The organism is Clostridiales bacterium, from assembly GCA_015243575.1.
GTDB lineage: Bacteria > Bacillota > Clostridia > Peptostreptococcales > Anaerovoracaceae > Anoxybacterium > Anoxybacterium hadale.
In genome coordinates this window covers 2219015-2239254 of the sequence record CP042469.1, presented here as the reverse complement: position 1 = coordinate 2239254, position 20240 = coordinate 2219015, and the positions used below count along the sequence as shown (strand labels likewise).

Here is a 20240-nt window from a genome sequence, read left to right as displayed (position 1 = left end):
GTGGCTTATGAGTAAATATGATGCTACAAAACAATTGAAATGCTCCTTTTGCGGAAAACCGCAGGATCAAGTCAGAAGACTTGTGGCAGGGCCGAATGTATACATCTGCGATGAATGCATTGAGCTTTGTCAGGACATTATAAAAGAAGAGTTTGCAAGTTCCATTGATGATGTGGAACACAGATCAGAAAAGTTTACGCTGCCCAAGCCAAAGGAAATCGCGAACATCCTGTCCGATTATGTAATCGATCAGAATGATGCGAAAAAAGCCTTGGCGGTAGCGGTATATAACCACTATAAGAGAGTGAACAGCTTAAACAAGCTCGACAATGACGGAATTGAGATTCAAAAGAGCAACATTGTCATGATCGGGCCCACAGGCTCAGGGAAAACGCTTCTGGCGCAAACACTTGCAAAGATCCTTGACGTACCCTTTGCCATCGCCGATGCTACCGCTTTGACGGAGGCCGGTTATGTGGGAGAAGATGTTGAGAACATTCTCTTAAAATTGATTCAAGCGGCGGATTATGATATTGAAAAGGCACAGCGCGGCATCATCTATGTGGATGAAATTGATAAGATTGCGAGAAAATCTGAAAATCCATCCATAACGAGAGATGTGAGCGGAGAAGGCGTGCAGCAGGCACTCCTCAAGATTCTGGAAGGAACTGTTGCCAGTGTTCCGCCTCAGGGAGGAAGGAAACATCCCCATCAGGATTTCATCCAGTTTGATACCACCAATGTGCTCTTCATCTGCGGAGGTGCATTCGATGGCTTGGATAAAATTATACAGAGAAGAATCGGAGAAAAAACCATCGGTTTTAACGCTGATATTAAGGCAACAAAGATTGAGGCTTCCGAAATTCTAAAAAAGGTGCAGCCTGAGGATCTGCTGAAATACGGGCTGATCCCAGAATTCATAGGCAGACTCCCCGTCATGGTTACGCTGGATGAGCTGACCAAGGAAGCTTTGGTTCGAATCATCAAGGAACCGAAAAATGCGATTCTGAAGCAGTATAAAAAACTGTTCCAGATGGATGGCGTGGAATTGGAGATCGAGGATGATGCCATAACTCGGGTAGCAGAAAAAGCAATTGAACGAAAAACCGGTGCAAGAGGTCTCAGGAGTATACTGGAGCACGTTATGACGGATATCATGTTCGAGCTTCCGTCAAGGGAAGACATAACAAAGTGCATTATCACCAAGGGAACCATTGATTATAACACAGGACCTGCTTTAGTGCTTGTTGAGTCAAAACGAAACAAGAAGAGCGAGGAATCTGCATCGTAAGTCAGGCGGCGTTAATGCCGCCTTCTCTTTATAACAATATCGTCTGTTATTACTCGAAAACAATCATGTGGGTTATATGGGGATTAGAAGATACAGGAGGGTAATATGACTGAAGAAAAAATAAAGAAAACAAGAAAGAAAAAAATAGAAGAGCCGGAAGCGGCAACAGAAAAGAAAGACGCAGAAGCGCTCAGCAGTATTGCGGACGAAGTTGAGGATGGAATTGAAATCCTTGAGGAAGAGGATGACGTCAAGGATAATTCCATAAAGACCATGCCGATGATTCCTCTGAGAGGTCTGTCAATCTTTCCGTATATGGTGCTTCATTTTGATATTGGCAGAGAGAAATCCATCAGTGCTCTGGAAAAAGCAATGATGATGAATCAACTTGTGTTTTTGTCTGCGCAGAAGGATGCGGAAACAGATCTGCCCACCCACGAGGATTTCTATAAGATAGGAACCATCGCAAAGATCAAGCAGATGCTTAAGCTGCCGGGAGATGCAATCAGAGTCCTGGTGGAAGGTATCAGCAGAGGCGAGATCAAAGAAGTGGTTTTTGAAGTCCCCTACTTTAAATGTGCAGTGAAAAAGATTGAAGAACGGGAGTTTGATGAACTGCCCTCCAGAGTAGTTGCACTGATGCGTTCCGCTCTGGGCAATTTTGAAACCTATCTGGATTTAAACCCAAAGGTTTCCCAGGACATTTTCCCGTCAGTTGCTTCTGTAGATCAGCCAGGCAGGCTTGCAGACGTTATCACATCCCATCTAGAAATTAAAACTGAAGAAAAACAGAGAATTTTGGAGGCATTCGATCCGGAAGACCGTCTTGAAATCCTCAATGAGATATTAAATAAGGAAATCGAGATCCTGACCATTGAACAGGATATCAATATAAAAGTCAGAAGCCAGATCAATAAGACTCAGCGTGAATATTACCTCAAGGAGCAAATGCGCGCCATTCAGGAGGAGCTGGGATACGATGAGGCAATCGAAGATGAAATCGGCACCTGGATGGAGCAGCTTAAGAAGCTGAAGCTTTCTCCCAAGGTAAATGAAAAAGTTGAAAAAGAGATCAAGAGACTGTCTAAAATACAGCCTTCCTCTGCGGAAGGCGGCGTCATCAGAACCTATATTGAATGGATTCTAGGTTTACCATGGAATAAAGCATCCAAAGGAGCCATTGATATCAAACTCGCTGAAAAGACCCTCAATGAAGATCATTATGGGCTGGAGAAGGTCAAGGATCGTATCCTCGAATATCTTGCTGTAATGAAGCTTTCCAAGAGTATGAAGGGACCCATTCTGTGTTTGGTAGGGCCTCCTGGTGTCGGTAAGACCTCCGTTGCAAGATCCATTGCAAGAGCCGTTAACAGAGAATTTGTAAGAATGTCGCTGGGCGGTGTCAGGGATGAAGCAGAAATCAGAGGACATAGAAGAACTTATATTGGAGCGATCCCCGGCAGAGTTATGTCTGCTATCAAAGAGGCGGGGACCAACAATCCTGTATTCCTGTTTGACGAAGTAGATAAGATCGGCGCTGATTTCAGAGGCGATCCCGCATCCGCACTGCTTGAAGTATTAGACCCTGAGCAGAATAAGGAGTTTGCTGATCACTATCTGGAAGTGCCATTTGATCTTTCCAAGGTTATGTTTATAACGACTGCCAATACCACGGAAACCATTCCAAGACCTTTGCTGGACAGAATGGAAGTGATCCATGTTCCCGGTTATACAGAAGAAGAAAAGGTGAAGATCGCTGAAAAGTATCTCATACCGAAGAAAACCAAGGAACATGGCTTGAAGGAAGAGAACATTACTATATCCGAGAGCACGATTCGAAGCATTATCAATCACTATACCAGAGAATCAGGTGTTAGAAATCTGGAGCGGGAGGTTGCCAATCTCTGCAGAAAGGTTGCTAGAAAGATTGTGGAAGAGGATGCCACAAGACTCCGGATTACAGCAGGAAACATTGAATCCTATCTGGGAAAGAAGCGATATCGATATGACATCATAGAGGGAGAGAACGAGATCGGTGTTACAACCGGACTTGCGTGGACCATCGTAGGCGGTGATACACTGTTCATTGAAACCACTCTGATCCCAGGCAACGGAAAGCTGGTTCTAACCGGTCAGCTGGGAGATGTAATGCAAGAGTCCGCCAAGGCAGGAGTCAGCTATATCAGATCTATCGGCAAAGAACTGGGGATCAAAGAGGATTTCTATAAGGAAAATGATCTTCATATCCATATCCCGGAAGGAGCAACCCCAAAAGATGGACCATCGGCAGGGGTAACCATGTGTACCGCTATCATATCAACCCTCACCAATACACCGGTGAGAAAGGATGTGGCCATGACTGGGGAAATCACACTGCGCGGTAAGGTTCTGCCGGTAGGTGGAATTCGTGAAAAAGTACTTGCTGCTCACAGAGCAGGGATCAAGAAAGTATTACTTCCTGCGGAAAATGAACGAGACATCGAAGAAATTCCCGCCAATGTAAGAAAGAAGCTTGAGTTTGTACTGATTCACGATGTAAAAGAAGCACTGGATCATGCACTGGTAAAAAATGATAACGAAGGTTCCGCCCCCATGGAGAATTCGGATCATGAGAAAGAAGCAGAATGATTATAAAAAAAGCGGAGCTGGTGGCAACTGCGGTCAAAAAGAACCAGTATCCCGAAGATGATAAAAAAGAGATCGCCTTTGCCGGGCGCTCAAATGTAGGGAAATCTTCCCTGCTAAATCTGCTGGTGAACAGAAGGAATCTGGCGAGAGTCAGCGGTAGCCCCGGCAAGACAAGAACCATTAATTTCTACGAAATCAATGAGGAGTTTCGCATTGTGGACCTGCCTGGATACGGATATGCCAAGGTCTCCAAATCTGTAACGGAGAATTGGGGAGAAATGATCGAAGGATATCTTGCAGGCAGAGAAGGCCTTTTAAAGGTAGTACAGCTCGTTGATATCCGTCACACCCCATCCGCACAAGATGTGCAGATGTATCAGTGGCTCAGGCATTACGGCTTTGACGGTATCGTCGTCGCTACAAAGGCTGATAAGATCTCCCGAAATGAAATGATGAAATGCGTCGGTGAAATCAGGAAAACCCTGGGACTTTCACCGGAAGATAAGGTCATCCCCGTCTCGACGTTAAAGAGAACGGGCTATGATAAGCTGCTTGAGGAGTTGGATCGTCTCTTAGAGGAGGTTTAACGGATATGCAATTTATATTCTTTCAGGTTCTGATGAGAAGGATTAAGGCGATCTGGCCATTTTTGAAGGATAAAGGAGTACCGCTGCGCAAGAAAATTATCATCGTGGCAGGGATCCTTTATCTGATTTCGCCGATTGACCTAATCCCTGCACCCATTCTTATTTTCGGTGCCGTGGATGATATCGTTTTATGGACGTTTATCATCTGGTATTTTAAGGATGAGCTGGATAAGTACTGGGGAGGCGTTACCGGAGTGGTGAAACCCACACAGAAATTCAAAGGAAAGAACATAATTGATGATGTAGACTTTGAAGTTGAAAAAGAAGCAAAAAAGAAAGAGGAGCACAGTTAAAATGGAGAATCAAAGCACATTTGGAGAGGTCATGATCACCGAGGAACAGCTGAAGCAGCGGATCAAAGAGCTGGGAAAGCAGATTTCCGAGGACTTTAAGGGTGAAGAAATTCTGGTAGTTTGCATTCTGAAGGGTGCGGTACTGTTTTTGAGTGACCTGATCAGAGAAATTACAGTAGATACAAAAATCGATTTTATGGCTGTTACAAGCTACGGAGCATCTACAAAGAGCTCGGGTGTCGTACGGATCCTAAAAGACCTTGATACCGGTATTGAAGATCAGAACGTGATTATCGTCGAAGACATTATCGATTCTGGGATTACGCTTCATTACCTCAGGGATTATCTGATGGGAAGAATGCCGAAGACATTGAAGATCTGTACTCTGCTGGACAAGCCCGAGCGTAGAGAAGCTGATATTAAGGCAGACTATACGGGATTTGAAGTGGAAAACAAATTTATTGTAGGGTACGGCTTGGATTACGATCAGAAATACAGAAACCTCCCATACATAACCTGTCTGGAAGGTTGCGAGATATAACGAAAGAAACCACCGATCAGCCACTGATGAGCATCAAATCTTCATTAGGGGTTGATCTTGTTACTGTTTGGAAAAAAATATAAATTGTGTCTACGAAAGGAGAATAAAATGGGTTATAAAGCAGAAGTAGGATTATCCAACAAACACCTTCATCTCAAGAGTGAGGACATTGAAACATTATTCGGAAGAGGCCATACACTGACTCCTACAAAGGATCTGAAGCAGCCAGGTCAGTTTGCCTGTGAGGAAAAGGTTGATATCGTTGGTCCGAAGGGAACTCTGAAAGGCGTTCGTGTGTTGGGTCCCGCACGTCCTGAAACCCAGGTAGAGCTTGCAATGACCGATGCAAGAGCTATCGGCATTACCGCACCGGTGAGAGAATCGGGAAAACTTTCAGGGACACCGGGTATTAAATTGATTGGACCTGCCGGTGAAGTGGAATTAGATTATGGTGCCATCGTTGCGCTGAGACATATTCACTTGTCTCCTGCGCAAGCACTTGAAGCAGGCGTAAAGGATAAAGATATTGTAAGCATTCAGTTTGGCGGAGAGAGAGGCGTTGTATTTAATAATGTACTGGTTCGCTCCGGAGAAGGCCATGAGAGTGAAATCCATCTTGATACCGACGAAGGCAATGCAGCAGGGCTCAATAACGGTGCATTGGGAGAAATATTGAAATAGTTCGCTGACTTTTCGAAAGGCGGATTGAAGCCAAGTAGACCTTTGAAAGGAAGCAAAGGCAAGACCTTTCATTCCTGTTTGAGCTGCCGACTTGGGCGGCGGATTGGAGATTAAAATGGAGAAGTTAAACCGATATTTTGATCATACTGTACTGAAACCAGAAGCAACAGAGGCGGATGTGACGAAGCTGTGCAAAGAAGCAAAAGAATATGACTTTTTCGCTGTTTGTGTTAATTCCTGCTACGTACCCCTTGCAAAGAAGCTCCTGGACGGGACTTCTGTTCAGGTTGCGGCGGTTGTTGGCTTTCCTCTGGGAGCTTGCTGTACGGAAGCCAAGGTCTTTGAAACCGAATGGGCTTGCAGAGAGGGCGCAAAGGAAATTGATATGGTCATCCATGTAGGAGCACTGAAGGAAAAGCGTTTTGACTATATTAAGAAGGATATTTCAGAAGTCGTGGCAGCGGCAATGGAATTTGACGCGATCGTAAAGGTCATTCTGGAAACCTGTCTCCTGACCGATGAAGAAATCGTCAAGGCTTGTGAACTCGCCAAAGAAGCGGGAGCAGCCTTCGTAAAAACGTCAACGGGATTTTCTAAGGACGGAGCTACGGCTCATCACGTAGCATTGATGAAGAAAACAGTGGGGGATGAACTGCAGGTCAAGGCCTCCGGTGGAATCAGAGATCTTGCAAAGACTCTTGCAATGATTGAAGCAGGTGCTGACCGAATCGGCGCCAGTGCATCTGTTGAGATTTATAAGGAAAGCATGAACTAAAGATTTTGATGAGCATTACTTAGCAATAAAAAAATGAAGCGCCTGTCATAGACATTCTCTGGTAGACTTCTCGCCGCGCGGTAGGTCTTTATGTGTGAGTCTCCATGTCAAGGCGCTTTTTGTATGATCAGAAAAAGCGTCGCATGATATAATGAAATTATCCCTTGAAAACAATTATCAATTAGATTTGGAGAAGAATATGGAACACAATCGAGGAATTATTTCTGCCTTTTTTAATTTTCCTGAGAACAAAACCAATTTGCGTACCGAAATCGTTGCTGGGCTGACTACATTTGTTACCATGGCTTATATTATTATTGTGAACCCAATGGTTCTTGCAGGGCCGGAAACGGGGACAGGACTGGACTACGGGGCAGTATTGACGGCAACCTGCCTTGCAGCGGGTGCGTCTACACTTCTAATGGGACTTCTGGCGAATTATCCCTTCGCTCTGGCACCGGGAATGGGTCTGAATGCTCTGTTTACATACTACCTCTGTGGTGTGATGGGGCTGACGTGGCAAACGGCGTTGGGTGTTGTTTTTCTTTCCGGGTGTTTGGCACTCATCGTTACGCTTACAAAAATCAAAGAGCTGATTATCAAGGTGATACCACCTTCCCTCAAAGCGGCTATCACAGCGGGAGTAGGGCTGTTTATAACCTTTATTGGTCTCACCAACGGGGGGATCGTGACCGATGATGCGGCAACAATCCTTGGAATTGGAAATCTGGCCAATCCTAAGGTGCTGCTTGCGGTGATTGGACTGGTGCTATCCGCAGTGTTGGTTATCCGGAGAGTTCCGGGAAATCTGCTCATCGGAATCATTTTCACAACCATTCTTGGCTTGTTTGTGCAGGATTCTGCAACGGGAGCGCCTGTGACAGCATTTCATGCGGGCGCCTATGGTATTTTTGATAAGATACCGTCGCTGGGACCGGTGGCTTTTCAGCTTGATCTGATGGGTGCATTTAGGCTTTCGTTGCTTCTGCCCATATTCTCATTGTTTTTTATTGATTTCTTTGATACCATCGGTGGATTCGTCGGAATTGCCTCCCGTGCTGGAATGATCGACGAGAGCGGAAATTTAAAGAACGGAAGCAGAGCGCTGGTCGTTGACTCATGCGGAACCATCATCGGAGCACTGCTTGGAACTTCAAACACGACAACATACGCGGAGAGTGCAGCTGGCGTCAATGCAGGAGGAAGAACGGGAATGACTGCCGTGGTCGTGGCGTTATGCTTCTTTATTGCTCCTTTTTTTTCACCGCTGTTTTTAAGCGTTCCCTCTGCTGCCACAGCACCGGCACTGATCATTGTGGGCATCATGATGTGCGCTTCCCTAAACGAGATCAACTGGAATGATGTTTCAGAGGCGATTCCATGCATTCTTACCATTATTATGATGCCACTATCGTTCTCAATTGCTTCCGGTATGGCTTTTGGTTTTATCAGCTACGTTTTGTTGGCCGCCTTAACGGGAAGGGGAAAAGAAGTTCATTGGTTTTTATATGTTCTATCCGCACTGTTTGCCGTTCATTTTATGCTTGGATAAGAAGCTATTGCTGAACTTGAGAATAAGATAAAAAAGTCTGCCAGAGGATGCAGCTTAGCTGACCTCAATGACAGACTTTTTTTTGATACATAACACAGTGCTTTGACTGGATTTTACTCGTAACGCAGTGCTTCGATAGGATCCAGCTTTGCTGCTTTTCTTGCAGGGTATAGTCCGAAGAAAACGCCCACAATCGCGGAAAAGCCGACCGCAAGAACGATTACGGATGGTTGAATTACAACTGAGATATGCGCGAAACTCATTCCTATCGCAGCAATACCGACACCCAGACCGGTTCCGATGATTCCTCCGATGGCGGAGATGATCATGGATTCGATGAGAAACTGCATCAAGATATCACTTGTGCGTGCTCCCAGCGATTTACGGATACCAATCTCGCGAGTACGCTCGGTCACGGATACCAGCATGATATTCATAATTCCAATGCCGCCAACCACAAGGGATATGGCTGCTATGGCTCCGATGGCGATGGAAAGGGTACCGAGGATATTATTGATGGTACCCATCTGGGATTCCGCCGATTCGAAGGTATAAAACTGAGGATCCTTACCCTTGATACGGCTTAGATATTGGCTGAATTCATTTCCCAGATCATTTTGATTTTTCTTTTCATTTGTATACAGCTCCAGATAGGAAGTCGCAGGGTCAGAATACTCAAGAATCGGATAGGGAACGTAGGTTGAATAGGAATCGCTTGCGCGCATACCGTCAAAGATACTCGCTTCGATCTCATAAACGCCCACGATAGTCAAATCCTTCATCTCTTCATTAATGATAACTCCAAGGGTTTTTCCTACTGGATTCTCGCTGTTAAAAAAGTACAATGCGGCTTTCTTATCAATGACGATCCGATCTTTCTGTCCGTCAACATCGCTTTTATTGATCATCCTTCCATGCAGCATTTTCATATTCTTATATTTGTTGTAATCTGCTGCGACTCCTGTCATATTAAGCTTTCCTTCTGTTCGTCCGATCTTGGTTTTACTGTTGGCAGAAATAGAAGGTGCAATATACTGGATATCGTCTGGATATCTTGCGGCAAGCGCTTCAATGTCTTCCGGGGTGAAAAGATCTTCGTAATCTACTCCATCAGGAGTCATCGCCCAGTTGATGTAAAGATACATATTATTCATTCCGTAAGATTCAAATTCCTTGCCGACAACGCCCTTTGCACTGGCACCGATGGACGTAATGGCAATAACGGAGCTGATTCCAATGATAATGCCCAGCATGGTCAGGAAGGAACGCATCTTATTGCTTCTAATGGCGGTGAGGGCCAGCAGGATATTTTCGAAGATCAGCATGGGATCGCCTCCTTTGCCCTGAGCCGTTCATCAGTGAGGACTTCTCCGTCTCTAAAGGTGATGATGCGGTCTGTAAATTCGGCGATATCTCGTTCGTGGGTAACGATGATAACTGTATTTCCGTTCTCACGGTTCAGTTTCGTAAAAATATCCATAATCTCCACGGAAGATTCAGAATCAAGGTTACCGGTGGGTTCGTCCGCAAGAATGATTTGCGGTTGATTCGCAAGTGCTCTTGCGATCGCCACACGCTGCCTTTGTCCGCCTGAGAGTTCATTTGGCATATGATCTGCCCGGTTTTCCAGGTTGACCTGGCGCAATAGCTCTAACGCTCGTTCGTGCCGCTCATCCGCATCAATTCTTCCGTAAACCATTGGTAATTCGACATTTTTTAAGGCACTGGTACGGGAGATTAAGTTAAAGGACTGAAATACAAATCCAATTTTTTTGTTGCGTACAGCAGAAAGCTCGTTATCACTTTTTTCTCTTACATCAATCCCCTCAAGATAGTAATGACCTTCTGTAGGACGGTCAAGACAGCCAAGAATATTCATCAAGGTCGACTTTCCGGAACCAGAAGAACCCATGATAGAGACGAACTCGCCCTTTTGTATGGTTAAGTCGATGGATTTTAATGCTTTTACCTGTATTTCACCATTGGCATAGACCTTTGTCATATTTTCAATTTTTATAATATCTTCTGTCATAGCGGCCTCCCTTACACTTCTGGTGCGGGGGTAACATCCATACCGTCGGTCATATCAAATGTTGGATTCAGTACTACCTTATCACCTTCGGAAAGCTCTCCGGAAGCGATCTCCACATTGAAATCACCTTCCAGACCTAGTTCAACAGCAATTTTCTTCAGCTTCGTGCCGTCGAGAACCATGACATAATTATCACCGGTGTTTGGATCCTCTAAAAGAGCATCGATGGGCACAGTCAATACATTGCTTCTGGTTTCGATTTCTATGGTAGCCTTTGCAGTTACGCCGGCGATCAAGTTCGTGTTGCCTTTGTTGACATCAATCTCAACCGGGATAACCATTTCTTTGGAAGATTGATCCTTCAGCTCTCCCGTAGGAGAAATTCGGGAAACGACACCGTCCACAGCTTGATTGCCAAGCACCTCGGAGGTTATCTCAACCTTCTGACCAACCTTGATTTTGCTGATGTCGAATTCACTGATTCGAACATTCATTTCCAAGTTCTGCAGATCCTCTACTACAAACATCGGCTCTTTGTTTTCTGTGTCGTTTGCATAGCGGCCGATATTGACATTGACCCTTGTAACGGTACCTGCTATGGGGCTTTTAATGTTGACCTTATCAGAGATATTGTACGAATTCACAGTGATTTGGTCGCTCTTATATGTATTTTCAGCTTTGACAAAATCTTCTTTGGATATGGCACCTTCCTCATAGAGTGATTTTGCCGCTTCATAATTGAACTTAGACTGATTGAGAGCAGTCTGAGCTTTTTGATAATCATCCTCGAGATCCTTTGAATCCAGCACAGCAAGCACTTGATCCTTATGTACGATATCGCCCTCTTCCACCAAAATAGATAGGATCTCTGAGTTCAGCGAAGTGGCTACGTCAGCCTTTTCAGAGCCCTGAATGGTTCCCTTTATGGAAACAGCCTGCTGGAGATCCATTTTCTCAGCTGAGCCTGTGGTTACCATTAACGCGGGAGGTTCTCCTCCCATAAGTTTGGGGACGATTACAATAGCAGCAATTACAAGGATTGCTATCGTGCCAACAATAATTCTTCTTTTCTTTTTTTTGGACATAGCTTTTCGCGGTTTCTTTACTTTGTTCGTAGTTTCCCCTGCACTGTCCGTCTCATTAACTCTTTTCCGAAACATAAATACCTCCTAAGAATAGATACTATATATAATAAACCGACGCGCGAAAAAGCAATCAGTCTATTAAACTAAAACGACTGAGATTATCAATTATCTTCAAAAATGATGAAATGCCCCACAAAATACCCCGAGAATAGAAGCGAACAGGAATTGTATTACCGTCGTTCTTTTATCCTGCAATAATTATAGCATAATTTACCTTCACTATTTCTTAATTTTTTATGAAAAATGCCAAATTTATCACGTTGTTTGGGGAAAAATAGAAGATATGCTGTGCATCAGAAACATTTTATTGTATAATATTATGAATTGAGAAAAAATCAAAGCTATATTTGGATGTATGAATTATGCCATAGCGGCTATTAAGAGGGATAAGGAGGATAGAAGCATGCCGACACCAAATCCGATCGCCTTTACTGCTTTCGGGATCAAAATCATGTGGTATGGGGTTATCATTGCGGCAGCAATGGTGATTGCTGTTTTGATCGTCTATCGAAGAGCACCGCTGCACAAGATTTCATCAGAAAGAACACTGGACTTTGTACTAATCACTGTTCCGTTGGGTGTGATTGGAGCAAGGCTCTATTATGTTTTATTTAATTGGGATTTTTATGCAGGAGATTTTTATAAGATGATCAATATCAGAAACGGTGGTCTCGCCATCCATGGCGGTTTGATTCTGGGTTTTCTGGCCGCTGCAATTTTGTGCAGATTATGGGATGTCAGACCATTGAATCTTCTTGATCTCACCGTTCCGGCTGTAGCCCTTGCTCAGTCCATCGGAAGATGGGGCAACTATTTTAATCAGGAGGCCCACGGCGGACCTACTGATCTTCCTTGGGCAATTTCCGTAAATGGTCAGATGGTTCATCCAACCTTTTTATACGAATCAATTTGGTGCTTCCTGCTGTTTTTCCTGCTGATTTATATCGATAACAACAGAAAATTTGAAGGACAGATTTTTCTTTTATACGGAATCCTTTATTCCTTTGAACGGTTTTTGGTCGAAGGATTACGGACCGACAGTCTGATGCTGGGGCCGCTGAGACAGGCACAGGTTTTCAGTGCAGCCGTGTTTTTAGTTTTCCTCATCATCTATATTTATATGAGACGGAAATACAGATACAAAGATAGAATTTTTTACTAGAGGAGATATTTATGAAATTAGGTATTGTGGGGCTTCCCAATGTTGGGAAGAGCACACTTTTTAATGCGATTACGAAGGCCGGAGCAGAAGCGGCCAATTATCCGTTCTGTACCATTGAACCAAACGTAGGAGTCGTTACCGTTCCCGATGAACGTCTCAAAGTCTTACATGAAATGTACGATTCCAAGAAGACGGTCTACACCACCATTGAATTTTACGATATTGCGGGACTGGTAAAGGGAGCATCAAAAGGAGAGGGACTGGGCAATAAATTTCTGGGACATATCAGAGAAGTTGCCTCTATTATCCATGTTGTGAGATGCTTTGACGATCCCAACGTTGTTCATGTAGACGGCAAGATCAACCCGCTTTCTGATATAGAGACCATCAATATGGAATTAATTTTGTCAGATATGGAAGTTTTGGATCGTCGTATTCAAAAGACCCAAAAAAATCTGAAGGGGGAGAAAGGACTTCAGAGTGAACTGGATATTCTTAAGAAGATCAAAGAGGCACTGGATAACGGAATGTCGGCCCGTACCCTTGAACTTACCAATGAGGAGCGGGAGTTTGTAAAGTCCCTTGAGTTGCTTTCCTTCAAGCCGATTATCTATGCAGCCAATGTTTCTGAAGATGAGGCGGTTTCACAGACCGACAACGAATATGTCGCAGCAGTTCGTCAGTTTGCTGCTTCGGAAGACTCCGATGTTGTGGTAATCTGCGCAAAACTTGAGGCGGAGATTGCTGAACTTGATGAGGACGAAAAGGCTGTATTTTTCGAAGAACTTGGAATCACAGAATCCGGTCTTGACAAGCTCATAAAAGCATCTTATCATTTGCTGGATCTCATATCCTTCCTTACCGCAGGCCCTCAGGAAGTTCGCGCATGGACGATCCGAAGAGGAATGAAGGCACCCCAGGCCGCTGGCAGGATACATACGGATTTTGAACGCGGCTTTATCCGGGCAGAGACCATTGCATATAACGAACTGGTTCAGTGCGGCGGAAATCTTGCCACAGCCAAAGAAAAAGGACTGATTCGATCGGAAGGAAAAGAATATGTCGTAAAAGACGGAGACGTAATCCTGTTCCGGTTTAATGTATAGGAAGCATTATTCCGTATAACTGATAATTCTCATCACAAAATAAAAGCGATAAGCATCAAAACAATGCCTATCGCTTTTTTTTTATTCCGTGCGCACATCTAATCGGTTAATTTTTCGCATGGCGGTGTCAAAAAGCCTCGCAATAGCGCCGCTGTTGCTGCCTCTTTTCCCTGGCTTCAGCCAGAATGGAAAAAAGGACAGCAGGGAGCGAAGCGAGTCGGAGTCCCGAAGGGACGTTGCGTTTTTTTCCTTGCCAATCGAAAAATTTCCTCGACCATCTGCGCACACTCCATTAAATCAGCACTTCCCTTGATTGTTGCGCCCTGAAACCGGCTCCTAATCAAGTTCAAATGCGCCTGTATAGAGCTGATAGTATTTGCCCCCTTGCGCGATCAGCTGATCATGACTGCCACGTTCTATAATTTCTCCCTGCTCCAGTACCATAATCACATCGGAATTCCGTACTGTGGAAAGGCGATGGGCGATGACGAATACCGTCCTTCCTTTCATGAGCGCGTCCATCCCTTTTTGAACAATGGATTCCGTTCTGGTATCGATGGATGAAGTCGCTTCATCTAAAATCATAACAGGAGGATCGGCGACAGCGGCACGAGCGATGGAGATCAGCTGCCGTTGGCCTTGTGATAATCCGCTGCCATCGCCCTCAAGTACAGTTTGATACCCGTGCGGCAGCATTCGAATGAACCCGTCAGCATTGGCCAGCTTCGCAGCGATAATGCATTCTTCATCCGTTGCGTCCAGCTTTCCATATCTGATATTGTCCATTACAGTTCCCGTGAACAGGTTGACATCCTGCAGAACGATGCCGAGGGACCGGCGAAGGTCTGCTTTTCTGATCTTATTGATGTTGATATCGTCATATCGAATTTTACCGTCGGCTATGTCATAAAAACGGTTGATCAGATTTGTGATTGTTGTTTTTCCGGCACCGGTCGCTCCGACAAAGGCTACCTTCTGGCCGGGTTCGGCGTAAAGTGTTATATTGCGAAGAACAAGCTTATCCTCAACATAACCAAAGTCCACATCATAGAAGCGAATCTCTCCCCGTAAAGGGGTATAGGTTATCGTACCGTCTCCGTGGGGGTGCTTCCAGGCCCAGTTGTTGGTGCGCTCAGCACATTCCAGCATTTCACCGTTTTCTGATTTTGTATTCACAAGGGTGACGTATCCTTCATCCTGCTCACTTTCCTCATCCATGAGCTCGAAAATTCTCGACGCACCAGCCAGCGCCATGATCACCATGTTAAACTGCATGGAAATCTGGCCAATGGGGTTGATAAAGCTCCGTGATAAGGTGAGAAAGGATACGATTGTGCCGATCGTCAGGACATTGATGCCGGAGAGACTGAGATTGGGAAATCCCGCGATTCCAGCTGCTCCGCCGACGATGGCAAGGAGTACATAGAGCAGATAGCCCAGGTTGCCGACGATGGGCATGGTGATGTTCCCATATTTGTTTGCCTCTGTGGCACTGTTGCAGAGCGTCTCATTTTTTTGATCGAATTCTTCTTCTGCTTGTTCTTCATGGCAAAAAACTTTCACAACCTTTTGACCATGAATGATTTCCTCGATATAGCCGTTCACATCACCGAGAGCTTCCTGCTGTTTCATGAAAAAGGAGCCACTCCGCCCAACAAGAAATTTTATGACGCTCAGCAGTACCAGAGTAAATACGGCGACAAACAGCGTCAGACCGACACTGAGGTAGAGCATAGCAAAGAATGCCGCCGCTACGGTGATCAGGGAGGACAGCATCTGGGGCAGACTCTGTGAAATTGCCTGACGAAGTGCATCGGTATCGTTAGTATAGCGGCTCATGACGTCACCATGTGTATGGGTATCAAAATAACGGATCGGCAGCGTCTGCATGTGCCGGAACATTTTATCCCGGACCTGCTTCAGCGTGCCCTGGCCGACGATAACCATGGCGCGGTTATAGAACAGGGTACAAAGGATCCCTGCGATATAAATCGCCCCCATCATCAGGAGCGCACGGAACAGCTGGGAAAAATCGGGATGCGCCTGGCCTACCAGCGGAAGGATGTACCCATCGATCAGCGTTTTTAGGAAGAGGGAGGACGCTGCACCTGCTGCTGCGCTCAGCAGGATACAGGCAGCGACGAAAATCAGACGGAGCCTGTATTGACGCATGTAAGAAAGCAGACGTTTTAAGGTTCCGGGCTTAAAATGATGCGCCGGGCGCTTTGCTGCCGCAGAAGAGCGTTCTTTTACCATTGTTTTATTCATGAAGAGCACCTCCTCTGTTTTGAGATTCGTAAACTTCTCTGTAAATTTCACAGTCTCTGAGAAGTTCCTGATGTGAGCCGGATGCCATGATCCTGCCGTCATCCATTACGACGATTTTATCAGCATCGCTGACAGATGAAACGCGCTGAGCGATGATGATTTTTGTGGTTTTGGGTATGTGCTGCAGGAGCGCCTGTCTAATCAGCTCATCGGTTTTCGTATCCACAGCGCTGGTTGAGTCATCCAGAATCAGGATTCTGGGCTTTTTCAAAAGCGCTCTTGCAATGCAGAGTCTCTGGCGCTGTCCGCCGGATACATTGGAACCGCCTTGTTCGATGTAGGTGTCATACTGCTGGGGAAATTCACGGATAAAGCCATCCGCCTGGGCAAGTTTGCACGCATGGATGATTTCTTCCTCCGTGGCATTCTCATTTCCCCATAGAAGGTTCTCTCTGATGGTTCCGGAAAACAGGACATTTTTTTGAAGCACCATTGCAACCTCATGGCGAAGTGTAGCCAGATCATAATCCCTTACATCGATGCCTCCAACGGTCACTTTACCGCCCACGACATCGTAGAGGCGTGGAATAAGCTGCACAAGGCTTGATTTAGAGGAGCCGGTGCCGCCGATGATCCCTACCGTCTCACCCGATTCAATGGTAAGATTGATATTGCTTAGAACAGGTTTATCGGTATTTTTCGCATAGGCAAATGTTACGTTTTCAAAGGTGATAGAACCATCATTGACGGTGGGTACCGACTGATCTTTATTTTTTAGATCGCTTTCCTCGCTCAGGATTTCTGTGATACGTTCCGCTGATGCCCTGGAAATGATGACCATGACGAAGACCATAGAGAGCATCATCAGACTCATAAGAATCTGGAGGGAGTAGGTAATCAGGCTCGTCAGCTCTCCCGTTGAAAGTCCGAGCGCTGCATTATTCCCGCTTGCTACGATGGACTTTGCACCGAACCAGGAAAGGAGAATCATACTAGCATATAGGCAGAGCTGCATCAGCGGCATATTGAACGACAGTCTTTTTTCTGCTCTGGTGAAATCCTGAAAGATCGACTGGGAAACGCCCGCAAACTTTTCCTCTTCGTAATCCTCGCGGATATAGGATTTGACCACGCGAATTCCGTGGAGATTCTCCTGAACAAAGTTGTTCAGCCGGTCGTAGGTTTTGAATACCCGCACAAAAATCGGATGAACATTTGACATGATCAGCCAAAGGCCAATGCCGAGAACGGGTATGACGGCAAGGAAGATCAGGGATAATTTTGCATCGATCCTGAAAGAAAAAATCAGAGCAAACACAATCATCATGGGCGCTCGCACAGCTAGGCGTACAAGCATCTGACATGCGTTCTGAACGTTGGCGACGTCAGTGGTCAGCCTGGTAATGATGCTGGCAGTCGAAAATTTGTCAATATTGGAAAAGGAAAATCTCTGCACGTTGTAGAACATATCCCGCCGTAGATTTTTTGCAAATCCTGATGAAGCAATGGCCGCGCTGCGTCCTGCGAAAATGCCGGTTAGCAGTGAGAGTGCAGCCAAAGCGGTTAGGGCAAGACCCATGAGCAAAACATAGCTCATATTATTCTGATTGATTCCGTAATCGATTAAAAATGCCATCAGGGTTGGAATCATGATTTCAAGCACAGATTCAAGCGTTACGAAAACCGGTGCGAGAATCATGTGTTTTTTGTATTCTCGTATGGTGGATAAAAGTTTTTTTATCATGAAAATCTCCTCAATGGTTTTCCTGCTGATTTGAAATATTGTCTTTCATTCTCTTCAGATAAGAGAACAATTGTATTTTTTCTTCCTCAGTGAATCCCCTGATCAGGGTTCGTTCCATTTTTTCTCCGTCTTCCTGCATGATCTTGCTGATCTGCCGTGCTTTTTCAGTCAGCACAATCTTTTTCAGACGTGCATCCTGGGTGACGGTCTGTCTTTGGATCAGGCCCTTCTGCTCCATCAGGCTCAGGCCTTTAGACGCGGTGGAACGCGTAATAGTAAAGTAATCTTCGATATCTTTCTGGTAGATCTCCTGATCTGCATGATCGGCAAGATAACCGATGATCCAGCCGTTGTTGCCAGTAATCCGTTCAATCTCTTTTTTATGGGAGCAAGACTCAAAGTAACGCCGAATCAAATTGTTCAGCGACCAGAGTTCAAGTCCAATCCCTTCCTTTTTCATTTTTCTTTTTCCCTTTCCGTTCTTCATAATGCTTCCTGATACTATTTTCAATGAAATATATAGACAACGTTGTAAAGCCGAATTCTATGTTTTTATTTGAAAACAGTAAGGAAGCGCTGTATAAATGTGTGGACGGTAGGAATCAGCGTTTCCCTAATTCCTACCAATTGATATCATAATGTTGCATACGAAACTGTTGGATGGCAAACAGTTTCGTATGCAACATTATAGCGGTATCTTAGAAATTTTGCAAGATCAAATTCACAATATATCCACTGTTCCAACGCACAGATTCAGCGGGCGTACACTGACCGCCATGTGTTGGTTCCATCTGGAGGAAAACTATGATATACTGAAATCAATGGAATTTAACCCATTATTACAAAGTTCTGTTATGGAACTACAATAACCGAAGGAAAGGAGAACATGTTTTATGTTTAATACAATGGATGCCGCGATAGTCTTCTGCCGGGAGGGTGAAGATCAATAGAGGCTGACAGCCCTCCAAAGGAATCAATCAAACAAGTCATTTTCTTCAAACGAAACCGCAAAGCCAAAAAGTCTCGTTGGCTAAATATTTGATAGTAAGGTTTGAAGGAAATTCTTAGAATCAATTTTGGAGGATATCAATGGAATATACAAATTTAATAAACTACGGACTGAACGATCGTTTTTCCCAGGAAGCAACGCTTTACGAAGGGCTGTATCTTGCCAGAGTCACAGAACAGCACAGAGATCTCTACAAGGTTGTCTGTGAAGAGGGAGAACTGCAGGCAGAAATTTCGGGCAGTCTTCTTTATCGTGCTTATGATCATTCCGATTTTCCGGCGGTAGGGGATTGGGTCATGGTTGACAGAACCAGTGACCGGTCTGGAAACGGTATCATTCATCAGGTGCTGCGCAGGAAAAGCGTGTTTGAAAGAAAGGCTGCGGGAACGTCAAACAGCGTTCAGATCGTAGCTGCAAACATCGATACTATTTTTATCTGTATGTCACTAAACGCAGATTTCAATCTGAGACGGCTGGAACGTTATCTTTCTATAGCGTGGGATAGCAGGGCGAAACCGGTTATCGTACTCACGAAGGCGGATTTATGCAAAGATCTTGAATCCAAAAAACTTCAAACCGAGACGGTGAGCGTAGGTGCTGATATTATCGTTTGCTCCAGCATGGAAGGCAGCGGTTTTGAACAAATTCGTTCTCATATCCGGGAGGGAAATACAGTAGCATTTATCGGTTCTTCGGGAGTAGGAAAATCAACCCTCATTAACAAACTGGCAGGAAAGGCAATCTTTGCAACGAAAGAAATCAGGGAAGATGATGACAAGGGGCGTCATACCACGACCCATCGTCAGCTGGTTCTCCTTCCGGATGGAGGAATTGTCATCGACACACCAGGAATGCGGGAACTTCAGTTGGAATCGGCTGATCTTTCCAGAACCTTTATCGATATAGAAGAATTGGCTGAGCAATGCAAATTCGGTGATTGTTCTCACGATGCAGAACCTGGCTGTGCGGTGCGAAAGGCTATTGAGAATGGTGAACTTACAGCAGAGCGGCTGGAGAGCTTTCGAAAACTTCAGCGGGAAGCTGGTTATGAAGGTCTAAATTTCAGGCAGCTTGAGCAAAAGAAGATTGAATCCATGTTTGGAAGCAAGGGTGAGATGAAACAGATCATGAAACACGCAAAGCAGAAAAACAAGAGATAAATGTGACTGTATGATAATCGCTGTAGCATAGCAGCTGCATCATAACAGTTACATTACAATAACAGACAGATCGTAAATTGAAAACGGCTGCGGGTTAACTCTCCGCAGCCGTTGCTTTTTTGTGGCCTGCGATCCGCCTGCAAATGTAGCGGCTGAACCAGGTAGGAATGTTAATGCTGCAAAGGATACCCAAGCCGCCGTTGTGA

General features: G+C 45.0%; 17 protein-coding genes. 11 read left to right on the top strand and 6 right to left on the bottom strand.

The window, feature by feature from the left end; all coding sequences use genetic code 11:
• Window positions 1–7 precede the first annotated feature (7 nt).
• The 8 genes from clpX (at window position 8) to FRZ06_09745 (ending at window position 8408) form a co-directional block, all read left to right on the top strand.
• Window positions 8–1291, top strand: a complete 1284-nt coding sequence (clpX, locus tag FRZ06_09780; protein QOX63619.1) for an ATP-dependent protease ATP-binding subunit ClpX — start codon at window positions 8–10, stop codon at window positions 1289–1291.
• Window positions 1292–1564: 273 nt separating this feature from the next.
• Window positions 1565–3919 (top strand): endopeptidase La, encoded by a 2355-nt coding sequence (gene lon / locus FRZ06_09775; GenBank protein QOX65891.1) that lies wholly within the window; start codon window positions 1565–1567, stop codon window positions 3917–3919.
• Window positions 3916–4506, top strand: coding sequence for a YihA family ribosome biogenesis GTP-binding protein (locus tag FRZ06_09770; GenBank protein ID QOX63618.1), 591 nt, complete (start codon window positions 3916–3918; stop codon window positions 4504–4506). Before lon ends, FRZ06_09770 begins: the two co-directional genes overlap by 4 nt.
• 5 nt (window positions 4507–4511) lie before the next feature.
• The gene (locus FRZ06_09765) at window positions 4512–4859 is read left to right on the top strand and encodes a DUF1232 domain-containing protein (protein ID QOX63617.1); all 348 of its coding nucleotides are present in this window, start codon (window positions 4512–4514) and stop codon (window positions 4857–4859) included.
• A gap of 1 nt (window position 4860) precedes the next feature.
• Window positions 4861–5400 carry a hypoxanthine phosphoribosyltransferase gene (gene hpt / locus FRZ06_09760; protein ID QOX63616.1) on the top strand — a complete coding sequence of 180 codons (540 nt, stop codon included), beginning with the start codon at window positions 4861–4863 and terminating at the stop codon, window positions 5398–5400.
• 108 nt (window positions 5401–5508) lie between these two features.
• A complete protein-coding gene (locus tag FRZ06_09755) occupies window positions 5509–6081 on the top strand; it encodes a phosphate propanoyltransferase (GenBank protein QOX63615.1) in 573 nt (190 codons plus the stop codon).
• A 115-nt stretch (window positions 6082–6196) separates the two neighbouring features.
• Entirely contained in the window at window positions 6197–6856 is a 660-nt protein-coding gene (gene deoC, locus FRZ06_09750) for a deoxyribose-phosphate aldolase (GenBank protein ID QOX63614.1), read from the top strand.
• Between the two features lie 199 nt (window positions 6857–7055).
• A complete protein-coding gene (locus tag FRZ06_09745; GenBank protein QOX63613.1) occupies window positions 7056–8408 on the top strand; it encodes an NCS2 family permease in 1353 nt (450 codons plus the stop codon).
• 113 nt (window positions 8409–8521) lie between these two features.
• Here FRZ06_09745 and FRZ06_09740 read toward each other — a convergent pair whose 3' ends face one another.
• Genes FRZ06_09740 through FRZ06_09730 form a run of 3 tightly spaced genes read right to left on the bottom strand, consistent with a single transcriptional unit; the run spans window position 8522 to window position 11600 of the window.
• Window positions 8522–9733: an FtsX-like permease family protein gene (locus FRZ06_09740; GenBank protein QOX63612.1), complete on the bottom strand. Its 1212-nt coding sequence runs from the start codon at window positions 9731–9733 to the stop codon at window positions 8522–8524.
• The gene (locus FRZ06_09735; GenBank protein ID QOX63611.1) at window positions 9727–10440 is read right to left on the bottom strand and encodes an ABC transporter ATP-binding protein; all 714 of its coding nucleotides are present in this window, start codon (window positions 10438–10440) and stop codon (window positions 9727–9729) included. The genes FRZ06_09740 and FRZ06_09735 overlap by 7 nt, the downstream gene beginning before the upstream one ends.
• Window positions 10441–10451: 11 nt before the next feature.
• A complete protein-coding gene (locus FRZ06_09730) occupies window positions 10452–11600 on the bottom strand; it encodes an efflux RND transporter periplasmic adaptor subunit (GenBank protein QOX63610.1) in 1149 nt (382 codons plus the stop codon).
• A 388-nt stretch (window positions 11601–11988) separates the two neighbouring features.
• Between FRZ06_09730 and FRZ06_09725 the strand changes: the two genes are divergently transcribed.
• Window positions 11989–12747, top strand: a complete 759-nt coding sequence (locus FRZ06_09725; protein QOX63609.1) for a prolipoprotein diacylglyceryl transferase — start codon at window positions 11989–11991, stop codon at window positions 12745–12747.
• An 11-nt stretch (window positions 12748–12758) separates the two neighbouring features.
• Window positions 12759–13853, top strand: coding sequence for a redox-regulated ATPase YchF (gene ychF / locus FRZ06_09720; GenBank protein ID QOX63608.1), 1095 nt, complete (start codon window positions 12759–12761; stop codon window positions 13851–13853).
• A gap of 336 nt (window positions 13854–14189) precedes the next feature.
• Here ychF and FRZ06_09715 read toward each other — a convergent pair whose 3' ends face one another.
• From FRZ06_09715 to FRZ06_09705, 3 genes are read right to left on the bottom strand one after another with little or no spacing between them, the layout of a single operon-like run.
• Window positions 14190–16121: an ABC transporter ATP-binding protein gene (locus tag FRZ06_09715; protein ID QOX63607.1), complete on the bottom strand. Its 1932-nt coding sequence runs from the start codon at window positions 16119–16121 to the stop codon at window positions 14190–14192.
• Window positions 16114–17865 (bottom strand): ABC transporter ATP-binding protein, encoded by a 1752-nt coding sequence (locus FRZ06_09710; protein ID QOX63606.1) that lies wholly within the window; start codon window positions 17863–17865, stop codon window positions 16114–16116. Before FRZ06_09710 ends, FRZ06_09715 begins: the two co-directional genes overlap by 8 nt.
• A 10-nt stretch (window positions 17866–17875) precedes the next feature.
• On the bottom strand, window positions 17876–18325 hold the full coding sequence (locus tag FRZ06_09705) for a MarR family transcriptional regulator (GenBank protein ID QOX65890.1): 450 nt from the start codon (window positions 18323–18325) through the stop codon (window positions 17876–17878).
• 629 nt (window positions 18326–18954) lie between these two features.
• Here FRZ06_09705 and rsgA point away from each other — a divergent pair.
• Window positions 18955–20034, top strand: a complete 1080-nt coding sequence (gene rsgA, locus FRZ06_09700; protein QOX63605.1) for a ribosome small subunit-dependent GTPase A — start codon at window positions 18955–18957, stop codon at window positions 20032–20034.
• Window positions 20035–20240 lie beyond the last annotated feature (206 nt).